13 protein-coding genes and 1 pseudogene are annotated in these 13453 nt (G+C 70.7%); 10 read left to right on the top strand and 4 right to left on the bottom strand.

Features of this window, described 5'->3' with window-relative positions:
- Positions 1-81: 81 nt before the first annotated feature.
- Positions 82-216 (top strand): hypothetical protein, encoded by a 135-nt coding sequence (locus OG306_RS31735; protein ID WP_266749584.1) that lies wholly within the window; start codon positions 82-84, stop codon positions 214-216.
- Positions 217-441: 225 nt separating this feature from the next.
- Here the strand turns inward: OG306_RS31735 and OG306_RS31730 are convergent, their stop codons facing one another.
- Together OG306_RS31730 and OG306_RS31725 are read right to left on the bottom strand one after the other, a co-directional pair.
- Positions 442-843, bottom strand: a complete 402-nt coding sequence (locus OG306_RS31730; protein ID WP_266907566.1) for a ricin-type beta-trefoil lectin domain protein — start codon at positions 841-843, stop codon at positions 442-444.
- Between the two features lie 305 nt (positions 844-1148).
- Positions 1149-1331: pseudogene (locus OG306_RS31725) on the bottom strand (IS5/IS1182 family transposase); the annotation flags it as partial.
- Here OG306_RS31725 and OG306_RS31720 point away from each other — a divergent pair.
- The 8 genes from OG306_RS31720 to OG306_RS31685 all read left to right on the top strand — a co-directional run bounded on the left by OG306_RS31720 (position 1315) and on the right by OG306_RS31685 (position 10518).
- Complete coding sequence (locus OG306_RS31720) at positions 1315-1578, top strand: hypothetical protein (RefSeq protein ID WP_327259711.1); 264 nt, start codon at positions 1315-1317, stop codon at positions 1576-1578. The pseudogene OG306_RS31725 and the gene OG306_RS31720 overlap by 17 nt on opposite strands.
- A gap of 384 nt (positions 1579-1962) precedes the next feature.
- On the top strand, positions 1963-3417 hold the full coding sequence (locus tag OG306_RS31715; RefSeq protein ID WP_266749581.1) for an MFS transporter: 1455 nt from the start codon (positions 1963-1965) through the stop codon (positions 3415-3417).
- 82 nt (positions 3418-3499) lie between these two features.
- A complete protein-coding gene (locus OG306_RS31710; RefSeq protein ID WP_266749579.1) occupies positions 3500-5071 on the top strand; it encodes an FGGY family carbohydrate kinase in 1572 nt (523 codons plus the stop codon).
- 75 nt (positions 5072-5146) lie between these two features.
- Positions 5147-6820: a glycerol-3-phosphate dehydrogenase/oxidase gene (locus tag OG306_RS31705; RefSeq protein ID WP_323183969.1), complete on the top strand. Its 1674-nt coding sequence runs from the start codon at positions 5147-5149 to the stop codon at positions 6818-6820.
- Positions 6817-8370: an FAD-binding oxidoreductase gene (locus tag OG306_RS31700; protein WP_266749578.1), complete on the top strand. Its 1554-nt coding sequence runs from the start codon at positions 6817-6819 to the stop codon at positions 8368-8370. Before OG306_RS31705 ends, OG306_RS31700 begins: the two co-directional genes overlap by 4 nt.
- 43 nt (positions 8371-8413) lie before the next feature.
- Complete coding sequence (locus tag OG306_RS31695) at positions 8414-9073, top strand: glycerol-3-phosphate responsive antiterminator (RefSeq protein ID WP_266749576.1); 660 nt, start codon at positions 8414-8416, stop codon at positions 9071-9073.
- 6 nt (positions 9074-9079) lie between these two features.
- A complete protein-coding gene (locus OG306_RS31690; protein WP_266749575.1) occupies positions 9080-9382 on the top strand; it encodes a putative quinol monooxygenase in 303 nt (100 codons plus the stop codon).
- Positions 9379-10518 (top strand): zinc-binding dehydrogenase, encoded by a 1140-nt coding sequence (locus OG306_RS31685; protein ID WP_327258587.1) that lies wholly within the window; start codon positions 9379-9381, stop codon positions 10516-10518. The genes OG306_RS31690 and OG306_RS31685 overlap by 4 nt, the downstream gene beginning before the upstream one ends.
- A 249-nt stretch (positions 10519-10767) precedes the next feature.
- Here the strand turns inward: OG306_RS31685 and OG306_RS31680 are convergent, their stop codons facing one another.
- Together OG306_RS31680 and OG306_RS31675 are read right to left on the bottom strand one after the other, a co-directional pair.
- Complete coding sequence (locus tag OG306_RS31680) at positions 10768-11175, bottom strand: nuclear transport factor 2 family protein (RefSeq protein WP_327258588.1); 408 nt, start codon at positions 11173-11175, stop codon at positions 10768-10770.
- 123 nt (positions 11176-11298) lie between these two features.
- Positions 11299-11877 (bottom strand): dihydrofolate reductase family protein, encoded by a 579-nt coding sequence (locus tag OG306_RS31675; protein ID WP_371665928.1) that lies wholly within the window; start codon positions 11875-11877, stop codon positions 11299-11301.
- A 279-nt stretch (positions 11878-12156) separates the two neighbouring features.
- Here OG306_RS31675 and OG306_RS31670 point away from each other — a divergent pair, with 279 nt between their 5' ends.
- Positions 12157-13404: an MFS transporter gene (locus OG306_RS31670; RefSeq protein WP_371665927.1), complete on the top strand. Its 1248-nt coding sequence runs from the start codon at positions 12157-12159 to the stop codon at positions 13402-13404.
- Positions 13405-13453: the final 49 nt, after the last annotated feature.

Raw genomic sequence — 13453 nt, 5'->3', positions numbered from 1 at the left:
CGAGTCGACCGGTGCAGTTCGCCCTCACGCGGCTCGTCGTCCCGCGGCGCGCCAACGGTCCTGGTCCAGAACCACCCTTCGGTGTCCACGAGCAGGGACCGGTACGGGGTGGGCGCCGGCCGCGTCTACCGCCACCAGTGGTTCGTACGTCCCCGCCGGTGCGAGGACGCCCCCATCCTGGGCAGGGAGCGGGTCGTCAGCGACCTGCGCCGCTGACGACCCGTCGCCGGGCCTCACTCCTCGTCGGTGGCGTCCGGATCACGCAGCGGACGCAGCCCCCCGGGCAGGTCGGGGAGGAGACGGGCTGCTCCTACGGCGGTGTGCACCGCCTGCTTCACGACGCCGCGTCACCTTCCGCTCACGGGGCGGAGCCATGGAGCACCGAACCGCCCACCGCGTCTCGGCCCTGGGAGGCCAGGACCGAGGCGGTTGAGGAGCCGATCAAATCGTGTCCGCGACCTTGATGTAACCCCGCTGGATGACCCACTTCTGGTTTGTGTGGTTGACACACTGCCAGATGCGGACGTGATCACCGTTGTTGCGGGTGTTGCCGGCATCCAGGCACATCTCCTGACGCTTGCCCATCGTGTCGGCGAGCACAATCTGCGCGTTGCGGACGATCCACTTCTGGTTGGTGTGGTTGACGCACTGCCAGATGCGTGAGCGGTCACCGTTGTTGCGGGTGTTACCGGCGTCCAGGCACATCTCCTGACGCTTGCCCATCGTGTCTTCAACCTTGATCTGTCCATTGGTGATCACGTACCGCTGGTTTGTGTGGTTGACGCACCGCCAGATGCGTACGTGATCACCGTTGTTGCGGTTGTTGCCGGCGTCCAAGCACATCTCATTGGCAGCCCGGGACGCAGGAGCCGCCACAGAGGACGGCACCCCCGCGCCGAGGGCGAGCATGAGCGCCGCGCCAGTGAGGGAGCCAAGGCAGCGAGGAGAAAGGAGCGAAGCCATGAGCACAATCCCAATCGTTGGAGGGGAACCGAGAGCACCGCACGAGACCAGCAGTCGGTGCCCCCGCATCCTGGATGCCGCTGCCGGTCGCCAGTAGCGGATTTCTGCAGGCACCCCCCGTTAGAGCGAAGCAAGATCACCCATCCGCAGGAGCCATAGGCAGATCACGGTGACGCCTCCGGCAGAGCTGTGCGGGACGTGATGCCTCGGCCGCGGAGCCATTGGCGCAGGCGACGGTTGTCGTACGCCTGGTCTGCCTGCAGCTTGGCGGGCCTGCGGCGGCGCGGTCCGCGGCAGGGCCGGATCGGCGGGATGCCGCGCACGAGCGGTTCGAGACCTTAGCTGTCGTGCATGTCGGCACCCGAGAGGGTCGACTCCGGTTCCGTGTCGATGTATGGGCCCATGGCCACCTTCATCAGCGAGATGTTCGGTACCCGGGCCCGCTGCACCGGCGCTTCGCTCGGCTACCAGCCGGCCACCACGCTCGGGGCCGGACTGGCCCCGCTGATCGCCACCAGTCTGCTCGCCGCGGCCGGCGGCGGGACGAACACACCGGCGCCGGCTCCCTCTTCCTCGCCGGTGTCTGCGTGGTCGGCGCCGTGGCCATCTCACTGACCCGGGAGAGTCACCGGGACGACCTGTCCGCCCTGGATCCAGCCACGGCGGCGACGACAGCGGCCGCGACGGCCGCGAAGCGGGCGCCTTCCGCGGCCTGACGGGGTACGTGCACCGCCCAGGGGGGCCGTCGGATGCCACCGGGGCAGTACACGTAGCATCAAGTCCCACGTCACGTTTGAGTAACCTGCCGGAAACCCTTGACGTTTCTTCTGACTCGTTCTTAACCTCACTCCGTAGATCGCATTCCTTGCAGTTCACGTGCTGCGGCGCTTTCCGCAGTGTTTTGACAGGCATAGACATAGACCACCTGTCGGTGGTTTCGTCATGCCTGTTTTTTTGTGCTCCCCGTGCCGCCGATGGGTCTTCCTCGAAGGCGGATTCATGGCACAACGTCCGAGCGTCAAGGGCGTCGCCGACGTCGTTGCGCTCATCGATGGGCTGGGAAAGATCACCGGCCGGGCGCAAGTCATCTGGTTTTTCGTGTTCGGCGGGCTGTTTCTCGACGCCTATTCGAACGCCGCGCTGAGCGCCGGTCTGGGACCGATGACGTCCCAGATGGAGCTCACCAGCACCCAGGTCTCGATCCTCACGGCCACCGCTCCGGCCCTGGCGATCATCTTCAACCCGGTCGGCGGCTGGCTCGCCACCCGGATCGGCCGCGTTCCCCCGCTGCTCATCGCCAAGGTGTTCGCCATCGCGGGCGCCCTGCTGGCCGCGTTCGCCGGGGACTTCACCGTCGTCTGGTTCGGCCGGGTCCTGGTGGGTGTCGCGTACGGCATCGACTTCGCCGTCGCCATGGCGCTGCTCGCCGAGTACACGCCCGCGAAGCTGGGTGGCCGGCTGAACCTGTGGCAGGCGGTCTGGTACGTCGCCACCACCAGCAACCTCGCGCTCGCCCTGCTCTTCTTCAACCTGGACGTCGGCGCGGACATCTGGCGCTGGTCGGTCGGCTCGGCCGCGGTCTTCGCCGTCGCCCTGCTGCTGGGCCAGTGGCTGATGCTCAAGGAGAGCCCCACCTGGCTGGCGAGCAAGGGCCGGCTGGACGAGGCCGTCGTCAACCTGGACAAGATCTACCAAATCAAGGCCGTCGCCGGTAAGCCCGACGAGGCGACCCGCGCGGCCACCGAGGCGCCCGCCATCGGGTTCCGTCAGGCCGGACTGCTCTTCAAGGGCGAGTACCTGCCCCGAACGGTCCTCTCCTCGGTCATCTCGCTCGGGCAGTCGATGCAGTACTTCGCGGTCGGCTGGTACCTCCCGCTGATCAGCCTGACCATCTTCGGCGAAAGCTTCGAGAAGGCCACCATGGGCTCGATGGTCTTCAACGCCTTCGGTATCGCGGGCGGCCTCCTCTCGGCGTACTTCGGCCGGCGGCTCGGGCTGCGGCTCAGCTCCGCGGCCGGTTTCGCCGGGGTCTTCGTCGCACTGCTCGCGATGGGCCTGACCTTCGAGAAGGTCCCCACCGCCGTGGCGTTCCTGCTGCCGGTGCTGTTCATCCTCTGCCACTCCGCGGGTCCCGGCGCCAACGGCAAGTCCATCGCCGCACTCTCGTACAGCAGTGATGTCCGCGCGCTCGGCACCGGTGTCACCGGGATGGTCGGCAGCTTCGGCAGTGTCGCCGGGCTGTACGTCTTCCCGCAGATCAAGGACTCGCTGGGGCTCGCCGACACCTTCCTGGTGCTCTCCGTCGTGCCGCTGCTCGGCCTGATCACCTGCCTGGCGATCAAGTGGGACCCGATGAAGGCCGCGTCCCCCGACGAGGCCGCCGGCCAGGACCGGGGCGCCGTCGGCGCCCCGGCCGGCTCACCGGAAGACGCGCGGTCCGCGACCGCGCGCTGACCCGGCCCCGGACCTGCCGCACCACACGATGGTCCCCTCCCCTCTCGTATCCCTCCGCACAGCTCGCGATGAAAGGGCTGCAATGACGCAGACGTTCCCCGGCGCCGCCGCACGGCGCGGTGTGCTGTCCATCGACGAGGGCACCACGGGCACCAGGGCCGGAGTCGTCCTCGACTCCGGCGCGGCCCACGAGGTGTTCTACCGCTCGATCAAGGTCAGCCATCCGGACGACCTCTCGGTCGAGCAGGACCCGATGGAGATTTGGAGCGCCACCGTCGAGGTGGCGCGCCGGGCCGTCGGCCGGGCCCGCGAGGAGGGCATCGAGATCACCGCAGTGGCGCTCTCCACCCAGCGGGCCACCGCGATGCTGTGGGACCGGGTCACCGGGCGGCCGCTGCTGCCCGCGGTGGTATGGCAGGACCGGCGTTACGCGCACGAACTCACCGCGTACGAGGCGGAGTGGGACGCCGCTCTGCTGGCCCGCCAGGGCCGGCCGGTCGGCGCCCGCGCCCCGTTCCTCTGGGCCGCGCGGCAGATCGCCGCGCACCCGGAGGTGGCCGCCGCGCACCGCGAGGGCCGGCTGCTCTTCGGCACGGTCGACACCTGGCTGATCTGGCGCCTCACCGGTGGTGCCGTACACGCCACCACCCCGACCAACGCCGCGTCCAGCGGTGGCTATCTGCTGGAGCGGCATGCGTGGGACGAGGAGTGGATCAGCCACCTCGGCTTCCCCCTCGACCTGCTTCCGGAACTCCGCTCCGACGACGCCGGATTCGGTACGACCGACCCGGCCGCCCTCGGGATCGCCGTCCCGCTGGCCGCCTCCATGGGCGACCAGCACGCCGCACTGATCGCGCTCGGCGGCCTCGCCGCCGGGCAGGGCATGTGCGTGTACGGGACCGGCGCCTTCGTCGACGCGGCGACCGGCACCACGCCCGCCCTGCCCCGGCCGGACATCTCCGGGGTGCTCGCCCAGCCCGGCCGGCGGCAGGGCGACACCAGCCACTACAGCCTGGAGGCGTACACCTCCACGGCGGGTTCGGCGCTGCGCTGGCTCTGCGACGACCTGGGGCTGTTCGCATCGCCGAAGGAGCTCGGTGAGGAGGCGGGCCGGGTCCCCACCCGGCCGGGCCGCACCCCGCGTTTCGTCCCGGCACTCGCCGGGGTCCGTACGCCGGTCTGGCACCCGGAGGCCACCGCCTCCCTCACCGGGCTCACCCTCGCCACCACCCGCGCCGACCTCGCCCGCGCGGTGCTCGACGGGATCGCGCACTCGGTGTGCGACCTGATCGACGGGGTCGCCGACACCATGGGCACACCGTTCACCCGGCTCCGGGTCGGCGGCGGGGTCTCCGGCAGCGATCCGCTCATGCGGATCCAGGCCGACCTGACCGGCCTCCCGCTGGAGCGGGTCTTCGACTCCGCCACCGCCAGCCTGCGCGGCACCGCCTACCTGGCCGGTGTCGCCCAGGGCCTGTGGTCCTCGCTCGAAGAGGTCGTCGAGGCCCAGCCGCACGGCCAGGTCTTCGAGCCGTCGATCACGGCGGCCGAGCGCGCCGAGCAGCGGGCCGCCTGGCGCGACCTGCTGATCACCCACCTGAACGACCCCGCGCTGCTTCCCCTGACCAGCCCCGAACCCCGAACCCCCCACTGACGGCCCCCGACCGTCGCACTGGCGGCCCGTACCCGACCAAGCGGCCGCCGCACCGAAACACCAGGAGTTGATGTTGTGATCACTATGCCCGCCCGGAAACCGCGGCGCAGCGCCGCGGCGACCCGCCGAACGCCCCTGCTGCTCGACCGGGCAGCCCTCAAGCGCCGGCTGGCCGACGACACGTACGACGTCCTCGTCATCGGCGGCGGCATCACCGGGGCGTACGCCGTGCTGGACGCGGCCTCGCGCGGGCTGCGCGCGGCGCTGGTCGAGAAGGACGACTTCGCCTCCGGTACGTCGTCGAAGTCCTCGAAGATGGTGCACGGCGGCCTGCGGTACATCGAGCAGGGCAACGTCAACCTGGTCCGCCACTCGCTCCTGGAGCGTCACCGCTTCCGCAAGAACGCCCCGCATCTGGTGCACCGGCTGCCGTTCCTCTTCCCGATCCTGGAGAAGGAGGGCATCTTCGACGCCCGCCTCGCCAAGGGCTTCGAGGGTCTGCTGTGGACGTACGACCTGGTCGGCGGCTGGCGGATCGGCAAGCTCCACCAGCGGCTCACCGTTCCCGAGGTCCTCGCGCAGGCGCCGACGCTGCGCGCGGAGAACCTCAAGGGCGGGCTGATGTACTTCGACGCCCGCACCGATGACGCCCGGCTCGTCCTGACCATCGTCCGGACCGCCGCCGCGCTCGGTGCGACGATCCTCAACGGTGCCAAGGCCGAGGGTCTGCTGATGCAGATGGGCAAGGTGGCCGGTGCCCGGGTCTCGGCGGACGGCGACACGATCGACATCCGCTCCCGCGCCGTCGTCAACGCCACCGGGGTGTGGACCGACGAGCTCGACGCGAAGGCGGACGACGGTCACAAGCCGCAGGTACGGCCCGCCAAGGGCGTCCACATCGTGGTGCCGTGGGACAAGGTGCGGATCAACTGCACGGTCACCGTGCCGATCCCGGGCCGGGCCCGCCGCGCGACCTGCACCCGCTGGGGCAACAGTGTCGTGCTCGGCACCACGGACGAGGACTACCAGGGCTCCCCCGACGATGTGCACTGCACCCGCGAGGAGATGGACTTCCTGCTGGAGGGCGCCAACACCGCCTTCGAGGGGAAGCTCACCCCGGACGACGTGGTGGGCTCCATCGGGGGTCTGCGTCCGCTGGTCGGCGGCAAGGAGGGCGCCACGCTCGACATGCGCCGCGACCACCACATCACCGTCGGCCGCACCGGCATGGTGACGGTGACCGGCGGCAAGCTCACCACCAGCCGGCACATGGGCGAACTCGTCATCGACAAGGTGATGACGGTCCTCGGCCGCAGGGGGAAGAGCCGCACCACCGACCTCCCGCTGCTCGGCGGCGCCGGCTACGACGCCGAGGCCGTCGCGGCCTCCGGTGGCATCGCCGCGCACCTGGGCGAGCGCTTCGGCACCGAGGCCCGCTTCGTCGGCGACCTCATCCAGGACGATCCGACGCTGGCCGAGCCGATCGTCGCCGGACTCCCGTACACCAAGGCCGAGGTCGTGTACGCGGCCCGCGCCGAACTGGCCCGCTCGGTCGACGACGTGCTCTCCCGCCGGATGCGCGCTCGGCTGTTCGCGCGGGACTCCTCCGTCGACGCCGCCGGGGCCGTCGGCGCGATCCTCGGCCGGGAACTGAACCTCACGGAGGCCGAGGTGGACCGTTCGGTCTCCGAATACCTCGCAGCCGTCCGTCACGAAAAGTCCGTACTCCTCGAAGGGGCAGCAGCATGATCAGCCGTCAGACCATCACCCACCCGTTCAACCGGGGCAACTACACGATCGGCGCCCCCAGCTTCGCGAAGTGGGCGCAGAACACCCCGATCGGAGACGGCGAGGCCGCCCTCCAGGTGAACCCGGTCGAGGTCCCCGAGACCGTGATCGAGGCGCTGCGCGAGGCGGCGCACGCGGTGCACACCTCCCGCGACGAGGTCGTCACCCGGACCCGCGACTGGTGGGCCGGCTCGATGATCGGCGAGACCGAGGGCCGTCCGGCGACGCCGAACGCCGTGATCGTCGAGGCGGCCGACGCCGACCAGGTCGCAGCCGTGCTGCGGATCTGCCACGAGGCCGGCATCCCGGTCACCCCGTCCGCGGGCCGCTCCAACGTCACGGGCGCGGCGCTCCCCGTCTTCGGCGGCGTCGTCCTGGACGTCTGCGGGCTGAACCGGATCACCGCCTTCGACGCCGAGTCGAACGTGGTGGACGTCGAGGCCGGCATGTTCGGCGACCTCTTCGAGAAGCAGCTCCAGGAGGAGTACGGCGTCACCACCGGCCACTGGCCGTCGGCGTTCGCCGTGTCCACGGTCGGCGGCTGGATCGCCTGCCGGGGCGCCGGTCAGCTCTCCACCCGGTACGGCAAGATCGAGGACATGGTCGTCGGCGTCGACGTCGTGCACGCGGACGGTACGCGGGCCACGTACGGCGACTACACCCGTGCCGCGGTCGGTCCGGACCTGCGCCAGCTGTTCGTCGGCTCCGAAGGCACCCTCGGCGTCATCGTCTCGGCGCGGGTGCGGGTGCACCCGCTGCCGGAGTACGCGAACGCCGTGGCGTTCGGCTTCACGACCTTCGCGGAGGGCCTTGACGCCTGCCGCAAGATCATGCAGCGCGGTGCGACCCCGGCCGTCCTGCGCCTGTACGACACGCTGGAGTCGGGCACCCACTTCGGCCACCCGGAGACCAATCTCCTCCTCATCGCCGACGAGGGCGACCCGGCCATCGTCGACGCCTCCATCAAGGTGGCGACCGAGGTCTGCGAGGCGTACGGCCCCGAGCTGGACAGCAAGGCGGTCTTCGAGCGCTGGCTGGACGAGCGGATGCTGGTCGGCAAGTCCGCCGACGGCTTCAAGCCCGGTCCCGGCTTCGTCGCCGACACCCTGGAGATGGCCGCGTCCTGGACCGACCTCCCGGTGATCTACGACGAGGTGGTCGCCGCGATCCAGTCGGTGGACGGAACTCTGGCGGCCTCGGCCCACCAGTCCCACGCGTACACCGACGGCGCCTGCGTCTACTTCTCGCTGCGCGGCGATGTGGCGCCCGAGTCGCGCCGCGACTGGTACCGCTCGGTGTGGGACGCGGCCAACGCCGTGCTCATCAAGCACGCGGCGGCGCTCAGCCACCACCACGGCTGCGGTCTGCTGCGCGGTCCCTACCTGGAGGAATCACTCGGGGCGGGCTTCGCGACGTTCGTCGCGGTGAAGAAGGCCCTGGACCCGGCCGGCATTCTCAACCCTGGCAAGCTGGGCCTTCCCAGCCGATTCGGTACGTCTCCGCTGAACTGATCTCAGCAGCCACGAACCCTCCTTCTCCAGGCAGGCCCTTGCCATGACCCCTTCCCCCTCCCGGTCCGGTGCCCCACTCGACCCCCGGCTCACCGCGGCGTTCGCCGAGGTGCCGGTCGTCGCGTCGGTCGTCGGCACCCAGCCGCTGCGGCAGTTCCTGACCGCACCGGCCAAGGTGTGCATCCTCGCCTCGTTCGCGGTGGGGCAGCTGCCCCAGGTCGTGCCGGCGCTGGCCCGGGCGGGGAAGACCGTGTTCGTGAACGTGGACAGCAGCCCCGGTCTGGCTCAGGACCGGGGCGCGCTGGAGTTCATCAAGAACATGGGCGCGCACGGCGTGGTCAGCACCCGGCTCTCCCTCATAGAAAAGGGCCGCCCGCTCGGCCTGCTGACGATGATGAAGGTGTTCGTCACCGACCGGTCCAATCTGCGCCGCTCCACGGACGCGATCTCGCGCGGGGCGCCGGACCTGGTCGAGATCATGCCCGCCCCGATCATCGGCCGGATGAGCGCGCAGGCACAGCGCGCGATGTCCCCGTCGGTCGCCGCCGGCTTCGTGGAAACCGCCGCGGACGTGGCACTCGCGCTGGCCCTCGGGTCGGCCGCGGCAGCCACGTCCGACCCCCGCCTCTGGCACCTGCGCCGGGACCAGCTGCCGCCGGTCCCGCCCACCGCCTTGAAGAGGCCCCCCGCACCCCAGGAGTAAGCACCCATGACCTATGTAGTCGTCGCCCGCTACCGCACCAGGGCCGGCGAGGAGAACACCGTCCTGCCCCTGCTCGACACCATGGCAACCGCCTCCCGCCAGGAGCCGGGCAATCTCGCCTACCGGGTCCACCAGGGCACCGAGGACCCGCGGGCGATCGTGCTGTACGAGGAGTACGTCTCCGAGGCCGACTTCACCGCGCACTGCGCCACCCCGCACTTCCAGGAGATCGTGCTCGGCAAGGTCGTCCCGCTGCTGGAGAGCCGCGACGTGCTGCGCTGCGCCCCGCGTCCGGAGGTACGGGCGTGAAGACCCGTGCGGTGGTGCTGCGCGGGATATCGACGGCCCGTCCCTACTCCGGGACCCGCCCGGTCGAGGTGGAGGAGCTGGAGCTGGGCGCCCCGCGCGAGGGCGAGGTGCTGGTCCGTATCGCGGCCGCCTCGCTCTGTCACTCGGACCTCTCGGTGGTCAACGGCGACCGGGTCCGCCCGCTGCCGATGGCGCTGGGGCACGAGGCGGTGGGCGTCGTCCAGGACACCGGGCCGGGTGTCGGCCGGGTCTCCCCCGGTGACCATGTGGCGCTGGTCTTCGTGCCGAGCTGCGGTTTCTGCGCCGACTGCGCGGCGGGCCGGCCCGCCCTGTGCGCGCAGGCAGCGGCGGCGAACGGATCGGGCGCGCTGCTGCACGGCCCGTCACTGCTGACCGACGCCGCCGGCAACCGGGTCCACCACCAGCTGGGCGTTTCCGCGTTCTCCGAACACGCAGTGCTGGCCCAGGAGTCGGTGGTCCCGATCCCCAAGGACATCCCGTTCACCGTGGCGTCGATGTTCGGCTGCGCGGTCCTGACGGGCGCGGGCGCGGTCATCAACACGGCGGCTCTGCGTCCCGGCCAGTCGACGGTGGTCTACGGCCTGGGCGGCGTGGGGCTCTCGGCGGTACTGGGCGCACGGGCGGCAGGGGCGTACCCGATCATCGCGGTCGACCCGGTCCAGGAGAAGCGCGAGCTGGCTCTCCGGCTGGGTGCGACGCATGCGTACGCCCCCGATGACGCCTTGCGGCAGATCCGTGAACTCACCTCCGGTGGTGCCGAGCTGGCGGTGGAGGCGGTGGGCAGTCCGAAGGTCATGGCCGAGTGCCTGACGGCCGTGGCGCGGGGCGGCAAGGTCGTCTCGGTGGGCCTGCCCGCCCCCGACCGGGTGCTGGAGGTGCCGGCCCTGGCGTTCGCGGGCGAGGGCAAGTCCCTGCTCGGCTCGTACATGGGGGACGCGGTGCCGCGCCGCGACATCCCGAGGTTCCTGGACCTGTGGCGGGCGGGCCTGATGCCGGTGGAGCAGATGCATACGGGCACGCTGCCGCTGGCCGACATCAACGCGGCGATGGAGGAGCTGGCTTCGGGCCGGGCGATCCGTCAGGTCATCGACACGTCAGGCATGTTGGACGCCTGACGCGATCCTGTCCGTGGCCCGGTTCCGTCGGCGGCGCCCCTGCTGGTTGCGGGGGCGCCCATCGGCGTCGGCGTGCGACACCTGGCATGGGACATGTGGCATGCGACATGCCACGCGATATCAGCCACATGCGACATGTCATATGTGGCTGGGTGTCGCATGTGGCTGGGTGTTGCATGTGGTGGCGTGTCACATGTAGTGGCGTGTCGTACGACACCCGCGCACATGACATGCGACATGCGGTGCGGGCTACTCCTTCGCGGCCGGAGGCATCTGCCGCACGATGATCTTGCGACGGCTGATACGCCAGCCCTGCTCACCGCGCACGATCACGTCGTCATAGGTCACGCTTCCGCACGTACCGTCCGCCTTGACACCGATCCCCTTGGAGCGGGCGCGCACCTGATCGTCACCGGCCTCGGTGAGGACGATGTTGGTGACGTGGTGACTGACGGGCCCACGCTCCGCCATCGCCAGCGCCGCGTCCCGGAAGGCCGCCAGCCCGTGCATCTCTCCATGTTCGAGGTTCGAGGTGTCGTAGACGATGTCGTCGGTGAACAGCGCGTCGAGGCGGTCGAGTTCGCCGTCGTCCACCAGATGCCCGTGCAGGGCGATCAGTTCGGTGATGGCCAGACGGTCCTCCGGTGCGAGTGTCATCGCCGGTCCTTTCGTCGGATCTCCTGACGGTACAGCCACCTGTGGACGGTGCGGCATTTATACGGCGCGAACCGCCCGTACGGCCCGGTGGGGCAGCCGTCGCACCGCGGCGGCTCGGCGAGTTCATTCCGGTGGAGCAGCCGCGGGACGTTCGTGGCGAAGGAGTACGACCCCGTTGCCGAAGGTCCGGGTCTCGGCCAGGCGGAGCCCGGTCCGGGTATCCGACGCCGGGAACAGCGGCTTGCCTCGTCCGATGAGAACCGGATGGATGTAGATGCGGTACTCGTCGATCAGATCGTGGCGCATGAAGGACGAGGCCAGATCGGCACCGCCGACCACCAGGTCTCCGCCGGGCTGCGCCTTGAGAGCCTTGATCTCGTCGACGTCGACCTCCCGCCTGATGGTGGTGTTCCAGTCGGCCCGCTCCAGAGTCCGGGAGAACACGATCTTGGGCATGTCCCGCCAGATACCGGCAAACTCGGCCACCGGTCCGGCACTTGAGGGATCCGCGTCGGCGGTCGGCCAGAACCCGGCCATGAGTTCATAGGTCACACGGCCGTCCAGGAAGCCGCCCATGGCCCTGAGCTGCTCGTTGACGTGACGGTGCAATTCGTCGTCGACCAGGTGCCAGTCGATCTCACGGTCCGGTCCCTCGATGAAACCGTCGAGGGACACCGACATCATCAGGATGATCTTTCGCATCGCGGTCCTCTCCCGCCGAAGGCGTCGCACCACAGGGCTGCGCGACGCCGGAACAGCCGACGCCCCAGTCTCACACCCGGCCTTCCTCGACGGCGGCAATTCGGACAGGGCACCGGAAGCCGGGGCACGCGCTTCTCGCCCTGATACGTTGGCACACATGTTCCTCTTCCGTGCGTAGGACCCCGTACTGACCGCGCCTCGTCCCACCGGGTGCGGCCCTCGGTGTCCCCGCATGCCCGCAGCGCCCTCTGCCGCGCTGCCCTCACGAGGAACGTCCTCATGCCTTCGCCCTCACCCGCGCCTTCGCGCGCCCCTTCGTACGCCACCGTCCTGCGTACCCGTCACGCCGCCCGCACCTTCGGCGCCGCTCTGTTGGGGCGGCTGTCGTACGGAATGGTCTCCCTCTCCCTGATGCTGGCGGTGAAGGACGCCACCGGCTCGTACTCCGTCGCGGGCGCCGTCATGGCCCTGTTCGGGGCGGCAAGTGTCTTCCTCTCCCCCGCCCGTGCCGCGCTGATCGACCGGCACGGGCCGCGTCGGGCGCTGCCGCCGATGGCCGGGGTCTACGCGGCACTGCTCACCGCACTGGCGTGCGCGACGTGGCGGCCCGGCGCCTCCTCGCTCCTTCTGGGGGTGCTCGCCGTGGCGGCGGGCGCCTGCACACCGCCGTTGGGACCGGTGATGCGGACCCTGTGGAGCAGCCTCGTTCCGGAACGGGAGCTGTTGCGGCGCGCGTACAGCCTGGACGGCGTCGCCGAGGAACTGCTCTTCGTCACCGGACCGTTGCTGGTGGGCGTGGTGGTCACCTTCACCGTCCCCGCGGCGGGTGTCGTGATCAGTGCCGTGCTCGTGCTGGTGGGCGCCCTGGCGCTGGTGTCCTCGCCCGCGGTCCGCGGCATCGCCACGACACCGTCCGACCAGGAGGCCGACACGCCCCAGGACGCGCCGCGCGAGCGGCGGCTGCTCGGCATCGTCGGGGTGCGGCACGCCGCGATCGTGGCGGCGGCCGTGGGGCTGTGTCTGGGTGGGCTGGACCTGCTGGTGGTGGCGTTCACCGAACAGCGCCACCAGGGCGCGTCGGTGGCGTGGGTGCTGGCCGCGCTCTCGGCGGGAAGCGCGGTCGGCGGGCTCGGCTACGGCGCCGTCTCCTGGCGTGCGCCGAACCGGGTACGGCTGCCGGTGCCGGCCGCCGGCCTGGGGGTGGCCATGGCCGTGGCCGGGCTGTCGACCGATGTGTACGTGCTGGCCGCGGTGGTGGCGGCCGCCGGGGTGTTCGTCGCACCGGCCTTGACGACCGCGTATCTCGTCGCGGACGAGTCCGTGAGCGCGGGGAGTCGCACGCAGGCGGGTGCGTGGGTCAACACCGCGGTCAATGCCGGGTCCTCGGCGGGCACCGCGGCGGTGGGTCTGCTGGTGGATCGCCTGCCGCCGGCCGTGTGCTTCGCGGTCGCGGCGGTCCCCGCGCTGCTGGGTGCGGCCGCGGTGGCGCGCGGCGCGGTCGGCCGCTCCCGGATCAGCCGCTCCTGACCGTGAAAGGACGTCCCGTCCGGACATCCCTTCCGGCCCGAGGCCGTGC

Origin of the sequence: Streptomyces sp. NBC_01241, assembly GCF_041435435.1 — a bacterium.
GTDB lineage: Bacteria > Actinomycetota > Actinomycetes > Streptomycetales > Streptomycetaceae > Streptomyces.
The sequence above is the reverse complement of the archived record's forward strand: the minus strand, read 5'-3'. Positions and strand labels throughout refer to the sequence as shown.